The organism is Oricola nitratireducens (assembly GCF_014904745.1).
GTDB classification, from domain to species: domain Bacteria; phylum Pseudomonadota; class Alphaproteobacteria; order Rhizobiales; family Rhizobiaceae; genus Oricola; species Oricola nitratireducens.
The window spans coordinates 65,333-86,045 of the sequence record NZ_JACZCS010000029.1 but is presented as its reverse complement, the minus strand read 5'-3'; the positions used below and the strand labels follow the sequence as shown (position 1 = coordinate 86,045).

General features: G+C 62.4%; 19 protein-coding genes and 1 pseudogene. 14 read left to right on the top strand and 6 right to left on the bottom strand.

Annotation, left to right across the window (positions count from 1 at the left end; all coding sequences use genetic code 11):
• Nucleotides 1-20: 20 nt before the first annotated feature.
• The 3 genes from IG169_RS14750 to IG169_RS14740 are packed head-to-tail and all read left to right on the top strand — an operon-like array spanning nt 21 to nt 2,973.
• Nucleotides 21-1,256 carry an acyl-CoA dehydrogenase family protein gene (locus tag IG169_RS14750; protein WP_193176985.1) on the top strand — a complete coding sequence of 412 codons (1,236 nt, stop codon included), beginning with the start codon at nt 21-23 and terminating at the stop codon, nt 1,254-1,256.
• A gap of 2 nt (nt 1,257-1,258) precedes the next feature.
• Complete coding sequence (locus tag IG169_RS14745) at nt 1,259-1,927, top strand: histidine phosphatase family protein (RefSeq protein WP_193176984.1); 669 nt, start codon at nt 1,259-1,261, stop codon at nt 1,925-1,927.
• 14 nt (nt 1,928-1,941) lie between these two features.
• The gene (locus IG169_RS14740) at nt 1,942-2,973 is read left to right on the top strand and encodes a phosphotransferase family protein (protein WP_193176983.1); all 1,032 of its coding nucleotides are present in this window, start codon (nt 1,942-1,944) and stop codon (nt 2,971-2,973) included.
• A gap of 6 nt (nt 2,974-2,979) precedes the next feature.
• Here the strand turns inward: IG169_RS14740 and IG169_RS14735 are convergent, their stop codons facing one another.
• From IG169_RS14735 to modA, 4 genes are all read right to left on the bottom strand, one after another.
• Nucleotides 2,980-3,321 carry a winged helix-turn-helix domain-containing protein gene (locus IG169_RS14735; protein WP_193176982.1) on the bottom strand — a complete coding sequence of 114 codons (342 nt, stop codon included), beginning with the start codon at nt 3,319-3,321 and terminating at the stop codon, nt 2,980-2,982.
• 80 nt (nt 3,322-3,401) lie between these two features.
• Complete coding sequence (gene modC / locus IG169_RS14730) at nt 3,402-4,502, bottom strand: molybdenum ABC transporter ATP-binding protein (protein ID WP_193176981.1); 1,101 nt, start codon at nt 4,500-4,502, stop codon at nt 3,402-3,404.
• Nucleotides 4,499-5,185, bottom strand: coding sequence for a molybdate ABC transporter permease subunit (modB, locus tag IG169_RS14725; RefSeq protein ID WP_193177005.1), 687 nt, complete (start codon nt 5,183-5,185; stop codon nt 4,499-4,501). The genes modC and modB overlap by 4 nt, the downstream gene beginning before the upstream one ends.
• A gap of 5 nt (nt 5,186-5,190) precedes the next feature.
• The gene (modA, locus tag IG169_RS14720) at nt 5,191-5,946 is read right to left on the bottom strand and encodes a molybdate ABC transporter substrate-binding protein (protein ID WP_193176980.1); all 756 of its coding nucleotides are present in this window, start codon (nt 5,944-5,946) and stop codon (nt 5,191-5,193) included.
• 848 nt (nt 5,947-6,794) lie between these two features.
• Here modA and IG169_RS14715 point away from each other — a divergent pair.
• The 4 genes from IG169_RS14715 (at nt 6,795) to IG169_RS14700 (ending at nt 11,430) form a co-directional block, all read left to right on the top strand.
• Nucleotides 6,795-7,796: an ABC transporter permease gene (locus tag IG169_RS14715; RefSeq protein ID WP_210326037.1), complete on the top strand. Its 1,002-nt coding sequence runs from the start codon at nt 6,795-6,797 to the stop codon at nt 7,794-7,796.
• Nucleotides 7,797-7,906: 110 nt separating this feature from the next.
• Complete coding sequence (locus tag IG169_RS14710; RefSeq protein ID WP_193176979.1) at nt 7,907-8,842, top strand: sugar-binding protein; 936 nt, start codon at nt 7,907-7,909, stop codon at nt 8,840-8,842.
• 71 nt (nt 8,843-8,913) lie between these two features.
• Nucleotides 8,914-10,419 (top strand): sugar ABC transporter ATP-binding protein, encoded by a 1,506-nt coding sequence (locus IG169_RS14705; protein ID WP_210326036.1) that lies wholly within the window; start codon nt 8,914-8,916, stop codon nt 10,417-10,419.
• Between the two features lie 111 nt (nt 10,420-10,530).
• Nucleotides 10,531-11,430: an NAD-dependent epimerase/dehydratase family protein gene (locus IG169_RS14700; RefSeq protein WP_193176978.1), complete on the top strand. Its 900-nt coding sequence runs from the start codon at nt 10,531-10,533 to the stop codon at nt 11,428-11,430.
• Between the two features lie 80 nt (nt 11,431-11,510).
• On the opposite strand, the gene otnI is transcribed toward IG169_RS14700, so the two are convergent.
• On the bottom strand, nt 11,511-12,284 hold the full coding sequence (gene otnI / locus IG169_RS14695; RefSeq protein ID WP_193176977.1) for a 2-oxo-tetronate isomerase: 774 nt from the start codon (nt 12,282-12,284) through the stop codon (nt 11,511-11,513).
• Between the two features lie 12 nt (nt 12,285-12,296).
• Nucleotides 12,297-13,211, bottom strand: a complete 915-nt coding sequence (gene ltnD, locus IG169_RS14690; RefSeq protein ID WP_193176976.1) for an L-threonate dehydrogenase — start codon at nt 13,209-13,211, stop codon at nt 12,297-12,299.
• A gap of 246 nt (nt 13,212-13,457) precedes the next feature.
• Between ltnD and IG169_RS14685 the strand changes: the two genes are divergently transcribed.
• The 7 genes and pseudogenes from IG169_RS14685 (at nt 13,458) to IG169_RS24085 (ending at nt 20,679) form a co-directional block, all read left to right on the top strand.
• On the top strand, nt 13,458-14,483 hold the full coding sequence (locus IG169_RS14685) for a LacI family DNA-binding transcriptional regulator (protein ID WP_193176975.1): 1,026 nt from the start codon (nt 13,458-13,460) through the stop codon (nt 14,481-14,483).
• A 27-nt stretch (nt 14,484-14,510) separates the two neighbouring features.
• Nucleotides 14,511-15,794 carry a 3-oxo-tetronate kinase gene (otnK, locus tag IG169_RS14680; protein WP_193176974.1) on the top strand — a complete coding sequence of 428 codons (1,284 nt, stop codon included), beginning with the start codon at nt 14,511-14,513 and terminating at the stop codon, nt 15,792-15,794.
• Nucleotides 15,787-16,428: a 3-oxo-tetronate 4-phosphate decarboxylase gene (otnC, locus tag IG169_RS14675; protein WP_193176973.1), complete on the top strand. Its 642-nt coding sequence runs from the start codon at nt 15,787-15,789 to the stop codon at nt 16,426-16,428. The genes otnK and otnC overlap by 8 nt, the downstream gene beginning before the upstream one ends.
• Before the next feature lie 165 nt (nt 16,429-16,593).
• Nucleotides 16,594-17,564, top strand: a pseudogene (locus tag IG169_RS14670) (NAD(P)-dependent oxidoreductase).
• Nucleotides 17,565-17,604: 40 nt separating this feature from the next.
• Nucleotides 17,605-18,447, top strand: coding sequence for an SDR family NAD(P)-dependent oxidoreductase (locus IG169_RS14665; protein ID WP_193176971.1), 843 nt, complete (start codon nt 17,605-17,607; stop codon nt 18,445-18,447).
• Between the two features lie 36 nt (nt 18,448-18,483).
• On the top strand, nt 18,484-19,563 hold the full coding sequence (locus tag IG169_RS14660) for a tartrate dehydrogenase (protein ID WP_193176970.1): 1,080 nt from the start codon (nt 18,484-18,486) through the stop codon (nt 19,561-19,563).
• Nucleotides 19,564-19,779: 216 nt separating this feature from the next.
• On the top strand, nt 19,780-20,679 hold the full coding sequence (locus IG169_RS24085; RefSeq protein WP_246717393.1) for a substrate-binding domain-containing protein: 900 nt from the start codon (nt 19,780-19,782) through the stop codon (nt 20,677-20,679).
• The last annotated feature ends 34 nt before the right edge of the window (nt 20,680-20,713 follow it).

Here is a 20,713-nt window from a genome sequence, read left to right as displayed (position 1 = left end):
ATGTTGAAAGGGAGGAATGCATGGACCTGGGAATAACGGAGAGGGTGAAGCCTCTGGTGGAGCAGGTGCGCGCCATGATCGCGACGGAAATCGCGCCGCTCAGCGAGGAGTATGAGGCCGAGGTTGGCAAGCACCCTTCCGGCGACAGGTTCAAGCTCACCGGCCGGCAGCTGGAGATCCTCGACGAACTGAAGTCGGAGGCCAAGGCGCGCGGGCTGTGGAACTTCTGGCTCACCGACAGCGAGAAAGGTTACGGCCTGACCACTGTGGAATACGCCTATTTGGCCGAGGAAATGGGCAAGGTCGAGCTGGGTGCGGAAGTGTTCAACTGCTCGGCGCCGGACACCGGCAACATGGAAGTGCTGGAGCGTTACGGCAGCGAGGCGCACAAGAAGCGCTGGCTTTCGCGGTTGCTGGAGGGCGAGATCCGCTCGGCCTATCTGATGACCGAACCGGGCGAAGCCTCCTCCGACGCGACGCAGATATCGATGTCAGCCAAACGCGATGGCGACCACTGGGTGCTCAACGGCGAGAAATGGTGGGCAAGCGGCGCCGGCGATCCGCGCTGCGCCGTCTATATCGTGATGACCTGCACGAACCCCGGCGGCGAAAAGCATGCCCGCCACTCGATGTTCGTGGTGCCGGCGGGCACCGAGGGCATCGAGGTCCTGCGCCCCATGCACGTCTTCAACCATGACGACGCGCCGCACGGCCACATGCATATCCGCTTCACCGATGTCCGCGTCCCGCTAGAGGATCTGATCCTCGGCGAGGGGCGGGGCTTCGAGGTGGCACAGGGGCGGCTTGGACCCGGCCGCATCCACCACTGCATGCGCGCCATCGGCCAGGCCGAAAAGGCACTCGAACTGCTCTGCCGCCGGGCGATGAGCCGCGAGGCTTTCGGCAAACGGCTGGTCGATCTCGGCGCCAATTACGACATCATTGCCAATGCCCGCATGGAGATCGAACAGGCGCGCCTGCTCTGCCTCAAGGCGGCCTGGATGATGGACACTCAGGGCACGCGCGCCGCGCAGCCCTGGATCAGCCAGATCAAGGTCGTCGCGCCGCTGATGGCGCTGAAGGTCGTCGACGAGGCGATCCAGGTCCATGGCGCTGCCGGAATCAGCCAGGATTTCGAACTGGCACGCATGTGGACGAAACTTCGGACGCTCCGCTTCGCCGACGGGCCGGATGCGGTACACCGCCGCCAGGTGGCGCGCATGGAGCTGAAGAAGTACTCGAACCAGAAGGTCTGATCTTGGTCGAGATCATCCTCATCCGTCACGCCCAGGCGTCGTTCGGCGCGGCGGACTACGATGTGCTGTCGGAGCTCGGTCACCAACAGGCGCGCGCGCTCGGCCGGGTGCTGAAACGGCAGGGCGTGGAGCCGGATGCGGTTTTCACCGGCGCCCAGCGCCGCCACCGCGAGACGTTCGAGGGATTGGCCGAAGGGCTCGGCCTCGATCCCGCTCCGGTGGCGGTGCATGAAGGGCTGAACGAGTACGATTTCAAGGCGCTGCTCGACGCGCGGTTTGCCGACACGGCCCGGCCCGAGGGAACCGACACCGACCGGCGGACGCATTTCCGCGTCCTGCGCGAGACAGTTCTCGAATGGCAGCGCGATGCGATCGCCGATCCGCCGGAGCGCTGGGCCGAGTTCACCGCACGCGTGCATGCGGCCCGCGACGCCATGATCGGACACGGCGCGGCGCGGGTCCTCGCGGTCAGTTCCGGCGGCGCGATCGCGCAGATGGTGGCCGACACGCTTGAGACACCGCCCGCGCAGATGATCGGGATGCAGCTTCAGATGAAGAACTGCGCGGTGACCCGCCTCATTGCGGGCCGAACCACCGTCTATTTGCACGGCTTCAACGAGACGCCGCATATCGACGCCGAAACCGCGCCAAGACTTCTGACCTACAGTTGAGAGGACCGGACAGGATGACCCACGCCTCCGCACAACTCGACACAAACGCCGTCGGCCACTGGCTTGAGGAACATCTTCCCGGATTTCGCGGACCGGTCGAGGCGGAAAAGTTTCCCGGCGGACAGTCGAACCCGACATTCCGGCTGTCGACGCCCGGCGGCACCTATGTGCTGCGCCGCAAGCCGCCGGGCGTTCTGCTCAAGTCGGCCCACGCGGTCGATCGCGAGTACCGCGTCCAGAAGGCGCTTGCCGGCACCGATGTTCCCGTCGCGCACATGTATGTGCTCTGCGAGGACGATACGGTGATCGGATCGGCCTTCTACGCGATGGAGGATGTGCGCGGCCGCAATTTCGACGACCCGCGCCTTGACGGAGTCGACCAGGAGATGCGGGGCCGCATCTTCGACGAGATGAACCGCGTTCTGGCGGCCATACATGGGGTCGATATCGATGCGGTCGGCCTCTCGGACTACGGTGCGGCAGGCAACTACTATCGCCGCCAGATCGACCGCTGGTCGAAGCAGTACCGGGCGAGCGAGACCGAGAACATCCAGGAGATGGAAGAACTGATGGCCTGGCTCGACGCCAACGTGCCGGACGACGACGGGCGACGCACATTGGTGCATGGCGACTACCGGCTCGACAACATGCTGTTCGCGCCCGATGGCCCGCAATGCCTGGCCGTGCTCGACTGGGAACTTTCGACCATCGGCCATCCTTTCGCCGATCTCGCCGCCGTGATCATGCAATGGCGCCTTCCGACCGGACCGCAGGGGCGGGGGCTTGCCGGGGTGGATCGCGCGGCGCAGGGCCTGCCGTCGGACGACGAGTTCATCGAGGCCTATTGCCGACGCACCAGCGTCAGCAGGATCGACCGTTTCGGATTTTACCTGGCCTTCTGCTTCTTCCGCATGGCGAGCATCCTGCAGGGCGTCAAGAAGCGGGCGCTCGACGGCAATGCCTCCGATCCAGAGCGCGGCCTGCAGATGGGCGCCTATGTGCCGCGTTTCGCTTCGTCCGGCATCGAAGCTGCCCGCAGCGTGTAAGCAGCCTCAGGCTGCCTCGATGTCGGCCTGCAGCGCCGAAATATGCGGTTCGGCCGCCGCCGCTGCTGCGCGTTCGATGGCGCGAAATCGGCTGACGACAGCGAGGCCGACCGGCGTCAGTTCGGCGCCGCCGCCGCGTTTGCCGCCGTGGCTGGTCGCGACCACCGGCTTTCCGAACACCCGGTTCATATCCTCGACGAGGCCCCAGGCATGTTTGTAGGACATCTTCATCTGCCGCGCGCCGGCCGAGATCGATCCGAACGCCGCGATCTGTTCGAGCAGCTCGATCTTGCCGGGGCCGATCCGGCCGTCCGGGTCGAGATTGATGCGAAGGCTCAGCGACGGCATTGCGGCGGGCTCCCGGTTTGTCTTCGTTATAGCCCGCCCACTATATCAATGCGAAACGCGCCCGCAATGGAAGGAACCCGTCAGCGCGAGGCGAGGGCGGCGCTCTTGATTTGGGCGAAGACGTCCGCGCCGTCGGCGAGGTCCAGCAGGTCCCACGAGCGCTTGGTCACGCGCGCCAGCAGATGCGCGCCGTTGCCGTCTTGTCCCAGAGCCAGCACCAGGATCATCTCTTTCTCGCTTGCCGCGCGCGACGAGACGATACGGGCGGGCAAAACGTTGAGGATCGACGTGGAACGGGGCTCCTCGCGCGCGATCGAGACATCGCCGGCGCCGACGCGCAGCCGCAATCCGGTTCCCGGCACATGGTCCGAAGGGCCCGGAACGAGGAACCGGCCGCCTGCGACATCAAGCTCCAGCAACCCGTAGGTCGCGTCGAATCCGGCCACGATCGCTTCGAGGCTGACAGCCGCCTCGCGCTGCAGCGCCAGCGGCAGGTTGATGTCGCTCTGCAAGGCACCGAGCGGGCCGGCGGCGACCACCTTGCCCGCACGCAGCAGGACCAGATGGTCCGCCAGCCGCTCCACTTCCGCGATGTCGTGCGTCACGTAGAGAACCGGGATCGCCAGCGTCTCGTGCAGTCTTTCCAGGAACGGCAGGATCTCATCACGGGTCTGGCGGTCGAGCGCCGACAGCGGCTCGTCCATCAGCAGCAGTTGCGGCTGCGACAGCAGCGCCCGGCCTATTGCCACGCGCTGCCGCTCGCCGCCCGACAGGTTCTGCGGCGCGCGTTCCATCAGGGGAGAAAGTCCCAGAAGGTCGATCACCTCGTCGAAGCCGATCAGGCCGGGACCGTCGGCGGGAACCTCGCCACGCGAGGAATAGAGCAGGTTGGCGCGCACCGACAAATGCGGGAAGAGGCTCGCCTCCTGGAACACGTAGCCGACCGGCCGCCGATGCGGTGGCAGGAAAGTCCGCTCGTCCTGCCATGTGTCGCCGCCGACCCGGCAGCTGCCGTTGAGGCGCTGCAGGCCGGCGATGCAGCGCAGCACGCTGGTCTTGCCACAGCCGGACGGCCCGAACAGCGCGGTGATGCCCCGGCCCGGCGCAATGAATTCGACGTCCAGGTCGAAGCCGCCGAGGCGTCCGGCAAACGCGACCTCGATGTTGTCCGCGCCTGTCATTGCCCGGCTCGCCGCATGCGTTTCTCGATCAGCGTCATTGCCAGGATGACGGCGAAGGCAAACACGACCATGCCTGCGGCGAGGATATTCGCCTCGCGCCAGCGCAGGCTCTCGACGAAGTCGTAGATCGCGACCGAGAGCACCTTCGTCTCGCCGGGAATGTTGCCGCCGATCATCAACACGACGCCGAACTCGCCGACCGTATGCGCGAAGCCGAGCACGGCGCCGGTGAGGAATCCGGGCCGGGCGAGCGGCACCGCGACCGTCCAGAAGGCGCGCATCGGCGAGGCGCGCAGCGTCGCGGCGACCTCCAGCGGCCGGTCGCCCATTGCCTCGAAGGCGTTTCGGATCGGCTGCACCACGAAGGGCAGCGAATAGACGACGGAGCCGATGACCAAACCCTCGAAGGTGAAGGCGAGGGTGCGCGCGCCCCACAGCCCGGCCAGCACGCCGCCCGGGCCGCTCGGCCCGAGCGCCACCAGCAGGTAGAAGCCGAGCACGGTCGGCGGCAGCACCAGCGGCAGGGCGACGATCGCCGCCACGCCCTCCTTCCACCAGGCATGCGACCGCGCAAGCCACCACGCGACCGGCGTGCCGACGACAAGCAGGATCGCCGTCGTCAGCGTCGCCAGTTCGATCGTCAGCCGGACCGCGGTCCAGATTTCAGGTGAAAGACCTTGCACAAGCCTCAATTACCAGATTCGATGCCGTATCCGTACTTCTTGATGACGGTGTCCGCCACCGGTCCTTTCAGGAAGTCGAGAAAGGCGGCAGCCGCGGCGTTGTCCGCGCCCTTTTTCAGCATCACGGCGTCCTGCCGGATCGGCGTATAGAGTTCGGAGGGGACTTCCCAGCGCGAGCCGGCATCGTTGCCCGCGATCTGCGACTTGGCGACGAAACCGAGTTCCGCATTGCCGGTCTCGACGAACTGGAAGGCCTGGGCGATGTTGTTGCCCTGCACGATCTTTGCTTCGAGCATGTCGTAGACGCCGAGACCCTTCATCGCCTCGACGGCGGCGGCGCCGTAGGGCGCGGTGTCCGGATTGGCGATGGCGATCCTGTCGAAGCCGTCTGCATCAAGCGTTTCCCCGCCTTTCACCAGTGCCGCGTCGGCGCTCCACAGCACGATCTTGCCAACCGCATAGGTGAAGTCCGAGCCCTCGACGCCGAAGCCGTCTGCCAGCGCCCTTGCAGGGCGCCTGGTGTCGGCGGCAAGAAACACCTCGAACGGTGCGTCCTGGGTGATCTGCGTGTAGAGCTGACCGGTGGAGCCGAAACTCAGCACCGCCTCGTGACCGGTTTCGGCCTGGAAGGCCGCGGCGATCTCCTTTGCGGCCTGCGTGAAGTTCGCCGCCACGGCGACATTGGTCTGGTCGGCCAGGGCCGGACCGGACAGCAGGTTCGCGACGACAAGTGCCGCTATCGCACCTGTTTTTATCGGCATCGTTCCACTCCGGAGTCTCGTCGACGAACATGCAGTTTGCGGTTCATTCGGCTTTATCGATATATTCAAATAAACATAACAATGAAAAGCGTTTTGCCGTCAATAGGCAAATATGCGTGGCTATTTACCGATGATAATTCGGAGTTTTCCAATCTGCAGCATATTCCGTTGTGTTCAATTGAATAGTCCGGCATGACCGGCGGGACTGCGCCGACCGACGTCTGTCCCGGTCGTGGCCAAACCATCCTGGTGCAACGGGAAAGGATCAGGCGCGAAACCATTCGGAGCCGCGAGCGGAAAACTCACGCGCGTCCTGCGGCAGTCCGAATTCCTCACCGCCTTTGCATGGCGGTGCGGTTCTCCGCGTCGAAACGGGTGCGGCACTTACGAGGCCTTAAACTTGAGAAGGGATTGGCTGTGGAACCTGGATTCTCAGCCAGTGCAGGCAAGCCATTTAGCGACCTGGCCGGAACTGTCCGGCGGACTGCATTCTGCACCACTTATGCGGCTCAGATCCGGGTACGGCGTTAAGTCGCCCGGTAACTTTTCGGGATGCCCGCTTTGGCCAATGCCGGCATTGGCGCGCTGCGTTTAGGGCAGAGTTGGGCGGCAAGCGGATCCTCCCGGATTAGCGCCGTTATATTTTTTTCGAAACGGATTGACTCATTCCGATTTATTCACAATCATTAATGACAGCGCTAACACTGGTGAATTCGAAGCGGGCTTTGAGGTCCAGCCAGTGATCGCGCTCCCGATCAAGCCAAGCGCGGAGCCGCAGTGGAAACTGCCGCGGCGCAAACCTGAATGCAGGGTGCCTTGGCGGTCGGGCGGAGGAGAAAGGGAGGTTCATGTCAGTGGCCGATAGCAGCGCCAATCCAATGCCCGCCAAAGCACGGCGCGGCCGGACGATCTGGTCGTCCTTCATCAAGATTCGCGAACTCAACGTGCTCGCGGCGCTGCTCGTGATCGGCGCGTTGATCAGTTTCGCCACGCCCTACTTCCTGACGGTCGACAATCTGATGGGCGTCTCGCGGTCATTCTCGCTGACGGCGATCATGGCGATCGGCATGGTCCTGGTCATCATCACCGGCGGTATCGATCTTTCGGTCGGTTCCGTTATGGGGCTAGCTTCGCTGATTACCGCTCTTTGCTTCGATCAGGGGATGTCGATGCCGGTTGCGATCAGCGCCGGTCTCGGGGTCGGCGTGGTCTTCGGGGGTTTCAACGGAGTCTTGATCACCGTCATCGGGCTGCCGCCCTTCATCGCTACGCTGGGTACGCTGAGCATCGGCCGCGGGATGATGTACATGATCACCCACGGCGTGCCGCTGACGCCGGATGTACCGGACGCTTTCGTTGAAATCGGGCAGGGCTATCTTGGCGTGATCCCGATTCCCGTTGTGCTGCTGATCGTGCTGACTGTGATCTTCTCGATCATCATGCGCCAGACGCGTTTCGGCCGGCATGTCTATGCCACCGGCGGCAACGAACATGCGGCGCGACTGAGCGGCGTGAAGACCGACCGGATCAAGCTTTATGTCTACATGCTGTCCGGACTCATCTCGGCATTCGCCGGCGTTATCAGCTTTTCGCGTTATCTCTCCGCGGAACCCGCATCGGGTTTCGGCGCCGAGCTCAATGTGATCGCCGCAGCCGCCATCGGCGGCGCCAGCCTCGCGGGCGGAATCGGCAGTGTCGAGGGTGCCGTTATCGGCGCTGCGCTTGCCGGCATCATCGCCAACGGCGTGGTGCTCATGAACATCGATACTTACGCGCAGCAGGCCATTACCGGCGCGGTGATCATCATCGCCGTCAGCCTGGACGTGCTGCGCACAAAGTTTCGCAGGTAGTTGTGACTGAACAAGGGAGGAGACTTGTCGTGCACAGGACCGTTGCGAAAGCGGGATGGAGACATCCCGCCATACGGAGAAGTGAAATGTCACCAAGGAAGGAAAATCCGATGAAACTCTTACGCGCATCCATGAAAGCCCTGGTCGCCATGACCGTGCTTGCTGCGGCCGGCACCATTGCCCAGGCCAAGGACATCACCGTTGCGGTGGTGCCGAAAGTCGCCGTTCCGTTCTTCGACGACTGTAATACCGGCGCGGCCGAAGCGGCCAAGAAGCTGGGCGTGAACTACCAGTGGGTCGTGCCGCAGGATACGCAGGGCTCCACCCAGGTTCGCATCATCGAGGACCTGATGGCCAAGCATGTCGACGGTATCGCGATTTCCGTGAACGAGCCGAAATCGGTCGAGCGCGTGATCAAGGAAGCCGTCGCCAAGGGTATCAAGGTTCTTACCTTCGACTCCGATTCCGCGAATTCCGGCCGTTCAATGTATATCGGCACGATCAACGAGGCCGCGGGCGAGACCATGGGTAAGTCGATGGCAGACGCGCTCGGCGGTGAAGGCGAGGTCGCGATCGTGACCGGCCAGCTCGGCGCTACGAACCTCAACGAGCGCATTGATGGCGTGAAGAAGGCCCTTGCCGACTATCCGGGCATCAAGGTCGTCGCCGTCGAAGGCACCGAAGACGATCTCGCCAAGGCGGTCTCGGTCGTCGAGGCGCTGTTCCGCGGTCATCCGAACCTCAAGGGCATCTTCGGCGTGAGCCAGGTCGGCGGCCCGGCCGTTGCCAAGGTCATAGCCAGCAAGGAGTTCGAGTCGCGCAAGGGTGCGGTCAAGGTGTTCGCGTTCGACGATCTGCCCGACACCATCAAGGGCGTGAAGGAAGGCTTTATCCAAGGCATCATGGTGCAGCGTCCCGTGACCATGGGCCGCCTGGCGGTTGAACACCTTGTGGCCCAGATCACGGGTGAGGAAACGAACCCGAAAGACATCGACACCGGCGTCACAGTCGTCGATGCGTCGAACCTCGACAGCTACACGAAGTAAGCCAACTGCTTGGCGCTCCGGTCAGGTCCATTTGGCGATAGCCTGGCCGGAGTTCCGTTTGCCGGAGCACCATGATGGTTCCCTTTCTTGAAATGCACAATATCTCGAAGACGTTTCCCGGGGTGAAAGCCCTCAATCACGTCGATCTCAAGCTGTATGCGGGGGAAGTGCATGCGATCGCGGGGGAAAACGGCGCCGGCAAATCGACTCTGATGAAGATCATGACCGGGGTTTTCAAGGCCGATCCCGGCGGTACGATCAGTATCGAGGGCGAGCCGGTCGAGATCCGCGACCCGATCCATGCACGGTCGCTTGGAATTTCCATCATCTACCAGGAACTCTCCATGGTGGAGAACCTGAACATTGCCGAGAACATCTTCCTCGGTAATGAACCGCTGAACCGTGCGGGTTTCGTCGACTACCGCCGCATGAACGCGAAGGCGAGCCAGGTTCTTGCCCAGCTCGATCTGGACATCGATCCCAAGACGAAGGTGAGTGAGCTCAGTATCGGGCAGAAGCAGATGATCGAAATCGCAAAGGCGATTTCATACGACTCCCGCATTATCGTCATGGACGAGCCGACGGCGTCGCTCAGCCAGCACGAAACCGAAACTCTCATCAATCTCATCCACGCGCTCAGGGCGCGCAATATCGGTATCGTTTATATTTCCCACCGCCTCGAAGAGATTTTCGAGATTGCGGATCACGTCACAATCCTGCGTGACGGCGTTTCGGTCGACAGTCTGAAGATCGAGGCGGTAACGCGCGATATCCTGGTGCGCAAGATGGTGGATCGGGAACTCAGCGAGCTCTATGGCGACCATCATTCGCACGCGACCGACACCGTCGTGCTATCGACCCGGAACCTGACGCTGAAACGGCCGAGCCTTCATGGCGCCAGGGTCAGGGATATCCAGTTCGATCTGCACAAGGGCGAGATCCTGGGATTTTTCGGCTTGATCGGGTCAGGACGCACCGAGATCATGGAAATGATCTTCGGCATCCGGGAATATACCGGCCATATCAGGATCAACGACCGCCCGGCCGATATACGCGACCCTGGAACCGCCATACGCCTCGGAATCGGCTTCGTTACCGAAGACCGCAAAGGGCAGGGGCTGGTGCTCGACATGACGGTGCGCGAAAATTTCAGCCTCACCCATCTGAAACAATACTGCTCGGCGACGTTCATCAATTCCGCGAAGGAAGGCGCGCGCTGCGAGGACTTCGTGAAAACCCTTGGGATCAAGACGCCCTCGATCGAGCAGAAAGTGGTCAACCTCAGTGGCGGGAACCAGCAGAAGGTCGCCATCGCCAAATGGGTGGCACGGCGCCCGCAAATCCTGATCGTCGACGAGCCCACACGCGGCATCGATGTCGGCGCAAAGGCGGAAGTCCATGCGCTACTGGAAGAACTCGCCAGCCAGGGCATGGCGATCATCGTGGTGTCCTCCGATCTGCCTGAAATCATCGCTATCAGCGACCGTGTCATCGTGATCAAGGAAGGCCGTATAGGCGGCATTCTCTCCCGCGAGGAGGCGGGCGAGGAGCAGATCATGCAGGTAGCCACCGGCTAATCCCAATCCGGTGGAGAGGCCGGATTTCGGCATCTCGCGGTAGCGCGGGTCGATGTTCTCTCTCTGCCGTCAATCCCGAGAAATCCGATCAAGCACAGAAGGAGTTGCGCAATGACAGCGAAGAAAATCATGTTCACCGGCGGCAGCGGCAAGGCTGGCCGTCACGTCGTGCAGTATCTGGTCGAGCAGGGCCATAAGGTCCTCAACATCGACACGAAGCCGCTCGACAATCCGAAAGTCCGGACACTGATCGCCGACATCACCGATTCCGGACAGATGTTCAACGCGCTGTCGAGCTACATGGGGCTACATGAGTTCGACCCGGATCTCCGCCCCAAGCCGGTCGACGCGGTGGTGCACTTTGCCGCCATCCCGCGCATTATGATCACCCCGGACAACGAGACGTTCCGCATCAATACGATGGGCACCTACAATGTCATCGAGGCCGCGGTGAAGCTGGGGATCAAAAAGGTCGTCATCGCTTCGTCGGAAACGACCTACGGCGTGGTCTTCGCCAACGAGCACAAGAACCCGCGCTACTTCCCGCTCGACGAGGATTACGACACCGATCCCATGGACAGCTACGGCATGTCCAAGGTGATCAACGAGGTGACCGCCCGCGGTTTCGCGATGCGCACCGGTGCCGACATCTACGCCCTCAGGATTGGCAACGTCATCTCGCCGGAAGACTATGCGCTGTTCCCGAAATGGTTCGAAGACACCGGCTTCCGCAAGCGCGTCGCCTGGAGCTACATCGACGCCCGCGACCTCGGCCAGATCGCCGATCTCGCCATCAAGAAGGACGGGCTGGGTTTCCAGGTCTTCAACGCGGCCAATAACGAGACTTCCTGCGATGTGCCGACCAAGGAACTGATCGAACGCTTCTTCCCCGGCACGCCGGTCAACGGCGAACTCGGGGAGTTCGAGTCGCTGCTTTCGAACAAGAAGACGCGCGAAGTGCTCGGCTTCAAGGAACAGCATCGCTGGCGCCAATACGTGCCCGGCTACTGAGACCGCAGTCGCTTCCTCCCGAGCGACAAGCGCCGGCTTTCGGGCCGGCGCTTTTTCATTTCATGGATATGGGGAGGGATTCAGAAACCCAGGGCCGCGCGCCAGGCGAGGCCATCGAGCGTTGCGCCCGCCGGCCGGTATTCGCAGCCGACGAAACCCTCATAGCCGAGCGCGTCGAGATGGCGCAGCACGCGGGCGTCATCGAGTTCGCCGGTGCCCGGCTCGTTGCGCAGCGGAACCGACGCGATCTGCACGTGGCCGATGACCGGCATTAGCGCCTCCAGGCCCTTCATCACGTCGCCGTGGATGATCTGGCGGTGATAGATATCGAACTGCAGCTTGAGATTGGGCAGGCCGAGATCGGCGATCAGGTCGGCGGCGAAATCGAAATCGTTCAGATAATAGCCGGGCATGTCGCGCGGATTGATCGGCTCGATCAGGATGTCCAGTCCGCGGGTATTTGCGGCATCGCAGGCGAAACGCAGCGCGTCGCGGTAGGCGGCGTCGGCCTGCGCGTCGCCGCGCTCGGCGTTGCCGCTCATCACATGCATCCGCCCGACGCCGGTCACGGCGGCATAGTCGAGAGCCGTGGCGACGGAGGCGCGGAACTCGTCCTGGCGCCTGGGAAGCGCCGCGATGCCGCGTTCGCCGTTGTCCCAGTCGCCGGGCGGAAGATTGAACAGGGCCTGGGTCAGGCCGTGACGGGCGAGCCGTTCGCGAATGTCGTCCCGATCGAAGGCGTAGGGGAAAAGATATTCGACGGCCTCGAAACCCGCCTGCGCGGCAGCTTCAAAGCGGTCGAGAAAGTCCCACTCGTTGAACATCATCGAGAGGTTGGCGGCGAATTTCGGCATGATATGTGATCCCTAGGCGCTCTTTTCCGGCAGTTCGAGGCCGGTCATCTTTGCAATCATCCGCGCGATCGAGGAATCGTCGTCTTTTCCCATCCCTGCCGCGGCCGTCATCAGGTACATCTGCAGGGCAGTCGCGGCCATCGTCAGCGGGAACTTGGTCTCGCGTCCGATGTCACTGACGATGCCCAGGTCCTTGGTGAAGATTTCGATTGCGCTGCGCGGGGAATAGTCACCATCGAGGATGTGCGGAACGCGGTTCTCGAACATCCAGGAATTGCCGGCCGACGCCGTGATCACCTTGTAGACCATGTCGATATCCAGGCCCAGCCGCTTGGCGAAGGTGATCGCCTCGCAGGCCGCCGCGATATGAACGCCGGCCAGAAGCTGGTTCACGATCTTGAACGACGCGCCGATCCCGGCTTCGTCACCCAGTTCGTAAACCGTGCCGGCCACGGAATCGAGGACGGGCTTGGCTCGCGAGAACGCCTCGGGGCGCCCCGAGGCCATGACGGTCAGCTCGCCGGAGGCCGCCTTGATCGCGCCGCCGCTGATCGGCGCGTCGAGATATTCCAGGCCCGCGGCTTCGGCCATTCCAGCCAGTCGGCGCGCCGCTTCCGGGGCCATCGTTGCCGATGACAGGATAACGCCGCCGCGCCTCATGGCCGGGGCCGCGCCATCGCCGCCGAACAGGACCGCTTCGGTCTGCTGTGCATTAACGACGACCACCGCGACCGCATCCGCGTCGCGCGCCGCATCAGCCGGGCTCTCCGCGACAATGCCGCCGTCTTTCGCGAATTTCGCGACGGCGTCGGGATTGATGTCGTACCCTGCAACCTCGATACCTGACCGCAAGAGCGATTGTGCCATGCCAAGGCCCATCGATCCCAGGCCAATCACTGCGGCGCGCCCAATTCCCACGTTCGTCATTTGGCTCCTTCTTCACCGCGCTTTCCCGCGGCGCAAGTTTCTCCTCCGACCTCGACACTTGGCACCATGTAGCAAATGGGTCAAAAAGGCTTGTCGGTAGATTGCGGTTTTGATAACGGTGTTAGCGCTGTCATTAAGGACCAAATCGGAACGATAGGCAAGTGCCATTCTCCGAAATAAGCCTGCTGACGCCCTGTCTGAAACGTGCTGCCGGTCAAGTCCCGGCGGACAACAAATGGTAGACCAATGAAGAGCGGGCGCCGCCAGCCGGATCGAAAGCAAAAAGTTACGCTGACCGAAGTGGCCAAGATGTCGGGCGTCAGCGAGATCACCGTTTCGCGTGTGCTCAGGAACAATGGTCCGGTTTCCACACAGACCCGGGAAAAGGTCCTGGAAGCTGTGAAGCAGACGGGATATGTGCCGAACCGCCTCGCCGGTTCGCTCGCATCCGCGGACTCCAACCTGATGGGTGTCGTGATCCCGTCCCTGTCCAACATCGTTTTTCCGGAGGTGTTGCGCGGTATCCATTCGGCGCTGGGACCGACCGGCATCCAGCCGGTCGTCGGCATCACCGACTACAATATGGAAATCGAGGAACAACTCGTACGTTCGCTGCTCGCCTGGAAACCGCAGGCAATGCTCATTGTCGGCTTCGACCACACGGATGCAACCCGGCAGATGCTCAGAAATTCCGGCGTGCGTGTCGCGGAACTTATGGATATCGATTCCGAGGCGATCGATATCGCCGTCGGGATGTCACATCGCGGCGCCGGCTATGACACCGGCCGTCATCTCCTGGAACGCGGATACCGCAAGTTCGGCTATGTCGGTCACGACTGGTTGTCCGACCGCCGCGCGCGCCTGCGATTTGACGGGCTTTGCGATGCACTCAACCGCAGCGGATTGTCACTGGTCGACCAGGAATTGTTCCAGGGGCCGAGTTCGACCATGGCGGGACGCCAGGCATTGCAGGCGCTTCTGACCCGCACGCCCGGGATCGATGCCGTAGTGTTTTCCAACGACGACATGGCCATCGGCGGCGTTTTCCATTGCCTGGCGCAAAACATCGCGCTCAAGGACGATCTTGCCATCTTCGGCTTCAACGGTCTGGAGATCGGAGGCGCGTTGCCGCAGCCTCTGTCGACGATCCGCTCTCACCGTTTCGAGATCGGCAGGACCGCTGTCGAGAAGATACTCGAAACGCCGGTGCAGCATGGTGCGCCGGCCACGATCAACACGGGATACGAAATCGTCGTTGGCGCCACAGCCTGACGAACAACACGGGTAGGGGAATTCCTGATGCTTCTTGGCGCTGTTGCCGACGATCTTACCGGTGCGACCGATCTTTCTCTCATGCTGTCGCGGGAGGGAATGAAGACGATCCAGGTGATTGATGTGCCGCAGCAAGGATTCGACTTCGGCGACGCCGATGCGGTGGTCGTCGCACTCAAATCACGGACCGTGCCGGTGAATGAAGCGGTGTCCATGTCGCTGCAATCGGCGCGTGCGCTGCTGGCGGCGGGGGCCGAACAGCTTTTGTTCAAATATTGCTCGACATTCGATTCAACTGACGAGGGTAATATCGGCCCGGTTGCTGAAGCGCTGATGGAACTCGTGGGCACCGACCTTACGATCGCCTGTCCGGCATTTCCGGCCGCGGGAAGGTCGATCTATCAGGGGCATCTTTTCGTCGGCGGCAAATTGCTGTCCGAAAGTCCGATGAAGGATCATCCGCTGACCCCGATGCGCGACGCAAATCTCGTCCGGTTCCTGCAGCGCCAGACGAAAGGCAAGGTCGGACTGGTCGATCTTGTCAGCGTTGAGGCCGGAGCGCAGTCCGTACGCGATGCCTTTGCAGCGGCAAGGGCGGACGGGATCCGGATCGTTATTGTCGACGCCATTCGTGACGCCGATTTACGGACTATCGGCGAGGCTTGTTACGGCATGCCGCTGATCACCGGAGGGTCCGGCATCGCCATGGGTCTGCCGGCGAACTTCCGCGCCGCCGGCAAGCTCGAGTTGCGCGAACCGGCGCAGACCCTGGCCGCCCCGGCGGGCAGGGCGGTCATCATCGCGGGCTCCTGCTCAGTCGCGACTCGCGGACAGATCGAGGCGGCAATTGCCGCCGGTGTCCCGGCATTGCAGGTCGGCGCTCTCGAAATCGCGGATGGCAAGATCAGCGCCGCCGAGATCGTTGACTGGATCGTCGCGAACTCGGATGGCCGGCCTCCGCTGGTCTATTCGAGCGCCGATCCGGATGTGGTTGGCTCCGTGCAAGCGGAGTTGGGTCGTGAACGCGCGGGGCAATTGGTCGAGGATATGCTGGCCGAGGTCGGCAAGCGCCTTCTGGGGCACGGATTTACGCGGTTCCTCATCGCTGGTGGCGAAACGTCGGGCGCTGTCGTCTCCGCTCTCGGCGTCAATGCGCTGGAAATCGGCCCCGAGATCGATCCCGGCGTTCCCTGGACGCGGAGCAGCGGCGGCGCGCGGCTCGCACTTGCGCTGAAATCCGGGAATTTCGGGTCGCGGGATTTTTTCGTGAAGGCGTGGGACCTGCTGTGCGAGGACGGGGTAAATGGGTAACGAAACGCGTATCCGGGAAGAAGTCTGTGCTGTCGGCGCATCGCTGTTCCAGCGGGGCCTGACGTTCGGTTCGACCGGCAATATTTCCGTTCGCCTTTCCGACGGCGGCTGGCTGATGACGCCGACCAATGCGTCGCTTGGCGATCTCGATCCGGGTCGCCTTTCGCATTTCGACAAGGAGGGCCGCCTGATCGGCGGCGACGCGCCGACCAAGGAATCCTTCCTGCATTTCGCCATGTATGGGCAGCGCTCCGATGCCGGCGCCGTCGTCCACCTGCATTCGACCCATTCGGTGGCGGTGAGCATTCTCGATGATGTCGATCCGGAGGATGTGCTGCCGCCATTGACGGCATATTTCGTCATGCGGGTCGGGCGGTTGCCATTGGTTCCCTATTTCCCGCCCGGCGACAAGGATCTGGCCAAGGCGGTCGGGGCCCTTGCCGGGCGTCACCATGCCGTCCTGCTGGCCAATCATGGTCCGGTGGTCGCCGGCTCGAGCCTTGCCAATGCCCAATATGCCACCGAGGAACTGGAGGAAACCGCCAAGCTGTTTTTGATGTTGAAACAGCATAAAATACGGTCGCTGACGTCTGTGCAGGTCGACGACCTGCGACGCCGGTTCAATCTGCACTGAATTTACGGTTCCGTTTGGAAAATGGCCTGAATCGGCGATTGACAGCGCTAACACAAGGCTTCAAATAAGGAAATATTGTCCGGCGTGTGCAGTGTTACGGCCCGTCGCGAAGACCGTGAACAATCATCATTTGCCGCCGCAAAAAAATTGGGAGAAGGATTTTCCATGGCTGAGACAAAAGAAACCATCGGCTTCATCGGCCTTGGGTTGATGGGCCACGGCATGGCCAAGAACATCGTCGAGAAGGGCTATTCCCTGACGATTGTCGGTCACCGCAACCGCAAACCGATCGAGGATCTCGTCGGCCGTGGCGCAGTCGAGGTCGCGTCGGCGAAGGAAGTTGCCGAGCGCTCCTCGGTCGTCTTCATCTGCGTCACCGGTTCGCGCGAGGTCGAGGCGATCGTGCGCGGCAAAACCGGGCTGAAAGAGGGATTGAAGAAGGGTTCTGTGGTCGTCGATTGCTCGACCGCCGATCCGAACTCGACGATCGCGCTTGCCGGGGAACTGGCTGCGATCGGCGTCGACTATGCGGATGCGCCGCTTGGCCGGACACCGAAGGAAGCCTGGGAAGGCACACTCGACACGATGGTCGGTGCGAACGACGACGTCTTTGGTCGGATCCGCCCGGTGCTTGATGCCTGGGCCGGCAAGGTCGTCCATATTGGCGGTATCGGCGACGGCCATCGCATGAAGCTGCTCAACAACTTCCTTTCGCTTGGCTACGGTGCGCTCTATGCCGAAGCGCTGGCATTGTCGAAGAAGGTCGGCATCTCGGCGGAACGCTTCGATAGCGTCATCCGTGGCGGCCGGATGGATTGCGGCTTCTACCAGACCTTCATGGGTTACACGATCGACGGCAATCCGGAAGCGCACAAGTTCACGCTGACCAACGCGCTGAAAGACCTGACATATCTGGAATCGATGGCCGATGCGGCCGGGCTGGTGAATCCGGTCGGCAACGCCGCCAAGAATGCCTTCGCTGCGGCCGTCGCGGCCGGCGGTAACGGGCCGGAGGACTATGTTCCGCACCTGCCGGAATATGTCGGCCGCGCCAACGGCATCGACCTGACGCCGGAGAAGCTGAAGGGCGCAAACAAGGCGTGAAGCCGTTCGGGGAGCCTGTTCGGCCCGGTTGACAGGAAACGCATCACGATCATCAGCAAGAAAGGCTCAGACATGCACCATGCAATCCAGAACGGAAACGTGGCGGTCGTTACCGGAGGCGCATCGGGCATTGGCCTTGCCGCGGCGCGTCATCTTGCGTCGAAGGGGCTGTCCGTCTGTATCGCTGACCTGCCGGGCGAAGCGCTTGAAAAGGCGCGCGACGTGCTGCTGGCGGACGGCGTGCCGGCAAGCAAGGTCGTCGCGATTGCGGCCGATGTCGGCGACGCGGACCAGTTGCGCGCGCTGGAGGTCCGGGTCACGGCGGAATTCGGCGCCGTGAACGTTCTGATGAACAATGCCGGCATGCAGCCCGGCAGCTCCATCTTCGACATGGAAGACAACTGGCGCCGGATCATTGACGTGAACATGTGGGGGATCATCCGCGGTTCGCAGATTTTTTCGCCGGGCATGATCGCCTCTGGCAAGCCCGGGCTGATCATCAATACCGGCTCGAAACAGGGGATCACGACCCCGCCGGGCGATCCCGCCTACAACGTCTCCAAGGCCGGCGTGAAGGTGTTCACCGAAGCGCTGCAGCACGAATTGCGCAACATGCCCGATTGCCAGGTAGAGGCAAGGTTGTTCATCCCCGGTTTCGTGTTCACGCCGCTGACCGCGCATGGTCGGACCGAGAAGCCGGACGGGGCCTGGACGCCGGAGCAGACCGTGGCGTTCCTGTTCGAATCCGTCGACCGGGGCGACTTCTACATACTGTGCCCGGACAACGAGGTGGACCGCGCGACCGATGAAAAGCGCATCATCTGGGCAGCCGGCGACATCGCCGAAAACCGCCCGCCCCTGTCGCGCTGGCATCCGGATTTCGGCGATGCGTTCAAGGCCTGGCTGAAGCAATAGCCTTCGCGCAGAGACGCCGTCGCAAAGGAAATGCCGATGACAACGACTTACAAAATCGCGGCGATTCCGGGAGATGGCATCGGTGCCGAGGTGATCGATGCGGGGCTCGAGGTCCTCGATGCCCTGTGCGGGCAGAACGGAGAAATCCGGCTTGCCGTCGACCGGTTCGACTGGGGTTCCGACCGCTACCGGCGAACCGGCCGTTTGATGCCAGAAGATGGCGCGGAACGACTCCGGGCTTTTGATGCGATTTTCTTCGGTGCAGTCGGTGCCCCCGATGTGCCGGACCATGTCAGCCTCTGGGGATTGCGTCTCGCCATCTGCCAGCCACTCGACCAGTACGCAAACGTCCGACCGACGCGCATCCTGCCGGGCATCAAGGCGCCGCTTGACGGCGTGAAGCCGGGCGATCTCGACTGGGTCATCGTCCGGGAGAATTCGGAAGGCGAATATGCCGGGCAGGGCGGGCGAAGCCATCGCGGACTACCCGGAGAGGTTGCGACCGAGGTCGCGATTTTCACCCGTGCCGGCGTTGAGCGGATCATGCGTTTCGCATTCAAAACGGCGCGGTCGCGGCCGCGAAAACTGTTGACGGTCGTTACCAAATCGAACGCGCAGCGGTTCGGGATGGTGTTGTGGGACGAGGTTGCCCGCGAGGTTTCAGCGGATTTTCCCGACGTGACCTGGGACAAGGTGCTTGTCGACGCGATGACCGTACGCATGACGCTCAATCCGCGTTCGCTCGACACGATCGTCGCGACCAACCTTCACGCCGATATCCTGTCCGACCTGGCGGCGGCGCTGGCCGGTTCGATCGGTATCGCGCCGACCGCCAATCTTGATCCGACGCGGCGTGCGCCGTCCATGTTCGAGCCGATCCATGGCTCGGCGTTCGACATCACCGGAAAGGGCATCGCCAATCCGATCGGCGCGTTCTGGTCCGCCAGCATGATGCTCGACTATCTCGGCGAGGCAGCCGCGGCGCAGCGTCTGCTGAAGGCCATAGAACAGGTGACGGCAAATCCGGATCTGCATACGCCCGATCTGGGCGGTTCGGCGACCACACGCAACGTCACCGACGCGGTGATCAAGACACTCAGGGGGTTCAACACCTAGACGTGCTTCGTTGGACCGGAGCAGGGGAGTGAGAGGGAGTATTTTCCGCCTCCCAGGTGGGCAGTTGCGCCGAGCCTTGACCGGGTGCTCGGGCATTGGCTGTTTCCCTTCCATTATCAGGGGGCACTACGCCGCGCCGTCGCGGTTAATTACATGCGGACATGGAATCGCCCGCATCTTTCGGTTACGGTGACCCGAAATAAGGGAGGAGCTTCATTGAGCGGTGCGCCGCCTCTCAATGCTGCGTGCAAGAATTGGTCCCGCCGCGCCGCTATGCGGCTGGCGGGCATCGGGGCTGTCTGCGCCTGGGCCGGTTCGCGGGCATACGGTCAGGAAGTGCAAAAAATCCGTTTCGGCCTCACGCCGGTCTTTCTGACGAATGACCTCGAACTTCTCGACGCCCTGCAGGCCTATCTTTCCGAAGCAACGGGCTACCAGATCGAACTGATCACGCGGCGGACCTATCAGGAAATCACTGCCTTGCTCGTATCGGGTCAGCTGGATGCGGCCTGGATTTGCGGCTATCCCTATGTCCATTATCGCGACAAGTTGGAACTCGTCGCGGTTCCGGACTGGAACGGAAAGCCCTTCTATCGGTCCTACCTGATTGTGGCGGCAGATCGCGACGCGGATTCTCTGGAGGATCTCGCCGGCGACATTCACGCTTTTTCCGACCCCGATTCCAATTCCGGTTTCTTGGTGACGCGGACACTTCTCTATGAACGCGGCCTCGACCCGGACGTCTTTTTCCGGAAGACCATGTTCACCTACGGCCATCGCAACGTGATCCGCGCCGTCGCCTCGGGTCTGGCCCAATCGGGCAGCGTCGATGGCTACGTGTGGGAAGTCATGCGGGAAATCGAACCGGAACTGGTTAACCGGACGAAGCCGCTGCGAAAATCCGAGTGGCTCGGCTTCCCGCCGATTGCAACCAGCAAGACCCTGGCGCACTCCCACCGGATCGACGCGCTGACGAATGCGCTTGTTTCGATGGCGCAGAAGCCGGACGGGCAGCGAGTCCTGGACATGCTGCGGCTGACCGGTTTCGAAGTCGCCGATCCAAGCGTGTTCGATGGCATAGCGGCAAAGTTCGCTATGCTGCGGGGTGTGCTGTGAGCGTGCTGGCGCGAGTCAGGCGCCTGCCTCTGAC

What these genes read in the sequence shown, in the direction of transcription:
- IG169_RS14710 (WP_193176979.1), top strand. Translation starts at nt 7,907, where the DNA reads ATGAAACTCTTACGCGCATCCATGAAAGCCCTGGTCGCCATGACCGTG.
- IG169_RS14740 (WP_193176983.1), top strand. Translation starts at nt 1,942, where the DNA reads ATGACCCACGCCTCCGCACAACTCGACACAAACGCCGTCGGCCACTGG.
- IG169_RS14705 (WP_210326036.1), top strand. Translation starts at nt 8,914, where the DNA reads ATGATGGTTCCCTTTCTTGAAATGCACAATATCTCGAAGACGTTTCCC.
- otnI (WP_193176977.1), bottom strand. Translation starts at nt 12,284, where the DNA reads ATGCCGAAATTCGCCGCCAACCTCTCGATGATGTTCAACGAGTGGGAC.
- otnC (WP_193176973.1), top strand. Translation starts at nt 15,787, where the DNA reads ATGGGTAACGAAACGCGTATCCGGGAAGAAGTCTGTGCTGTCGGCGCA.
- IG169_RS14685 (WP_193176975.1), top strand. Translation starts at nt 13,458, where the DNA reads ATGAAGAGCGGGCGCCGCCAGCCGGATCGAAAGCAAAAAGTTACGCTG.
- otnK (WP_193176974.1), top strand. Translation starts at nt 14,511, where the DNA reads ATGCTTCTTGGCGCTGTTGCCGACGATCTTACCGGTGCGACCGATCTT.
- IG169_RS14715 (WP_210326037.1), top strand. Translation starts at nt 6,795, where the DNA reads ATGTCAGTGGCCGATAGCAGCGCCAATCCAATGCCCGCCAAAGCACGG.
- IG169_RS14735 (WP_193176982.1), bottom strand. Translation starts at nt 3,321, where the DNA reads ATGCCGTCGCTGAGCCTTCGCATCAATCTCGACCCGGACGGCCGGATC.
- ltnD (WP_193176976.1), bottom strand. Translation starts at nt 13,211, where the DNA reads ATGACGAACGTGGGAATTGGGCGCGCCGCAGTGATTGGCCTGGGATCG.
- IG169_RS14660 (WP_193176970.1), top strand. Translation starts at nt 18,484, where the DNA reads ATGACAACGACTTACAAAATCGCGGCGATTCCGGGAGATGGCATCGGT.
- IG169_RS14665 (WP_193176971.1), top strand. Translation starts at nt 17,605, where the DNA reads ATGCACCATGCAATCCAGAACGGAAACGTGGCGGTCGTTACCGGAGGC.
- IG169_RS14700 (WP_193176978.1), top strand. Translation starts at nt 10,531, where the DNA reads ATGACAGCGAAGAAAATCATGTTCACCGGCGGCAGCGGCAAGGCTGGC.
- IG169_RS14750 (WP_193176985.1), top strand. Translation starts at nt 21, where the DNA reads ATGGACCTGGGAATAACGGAGAGGGTGAAGCCTCTGGTGGAGCAGGTG.
- modC (WP_193176981.1), bottom strand. Translation starts at nt 4,502, where the DNA reads ATGACAGGCGCGGACAACATCGAGGTCGCGTTTGCCGGACGCCTCGGC.
- modA (WP_193176980.1), bottom strand. Translation starts at nt 5,946, where the DNA reads ATGCCGATAAAAACAGGTGCGATAGCGGCACTTGTCGTCGCGAACCTG.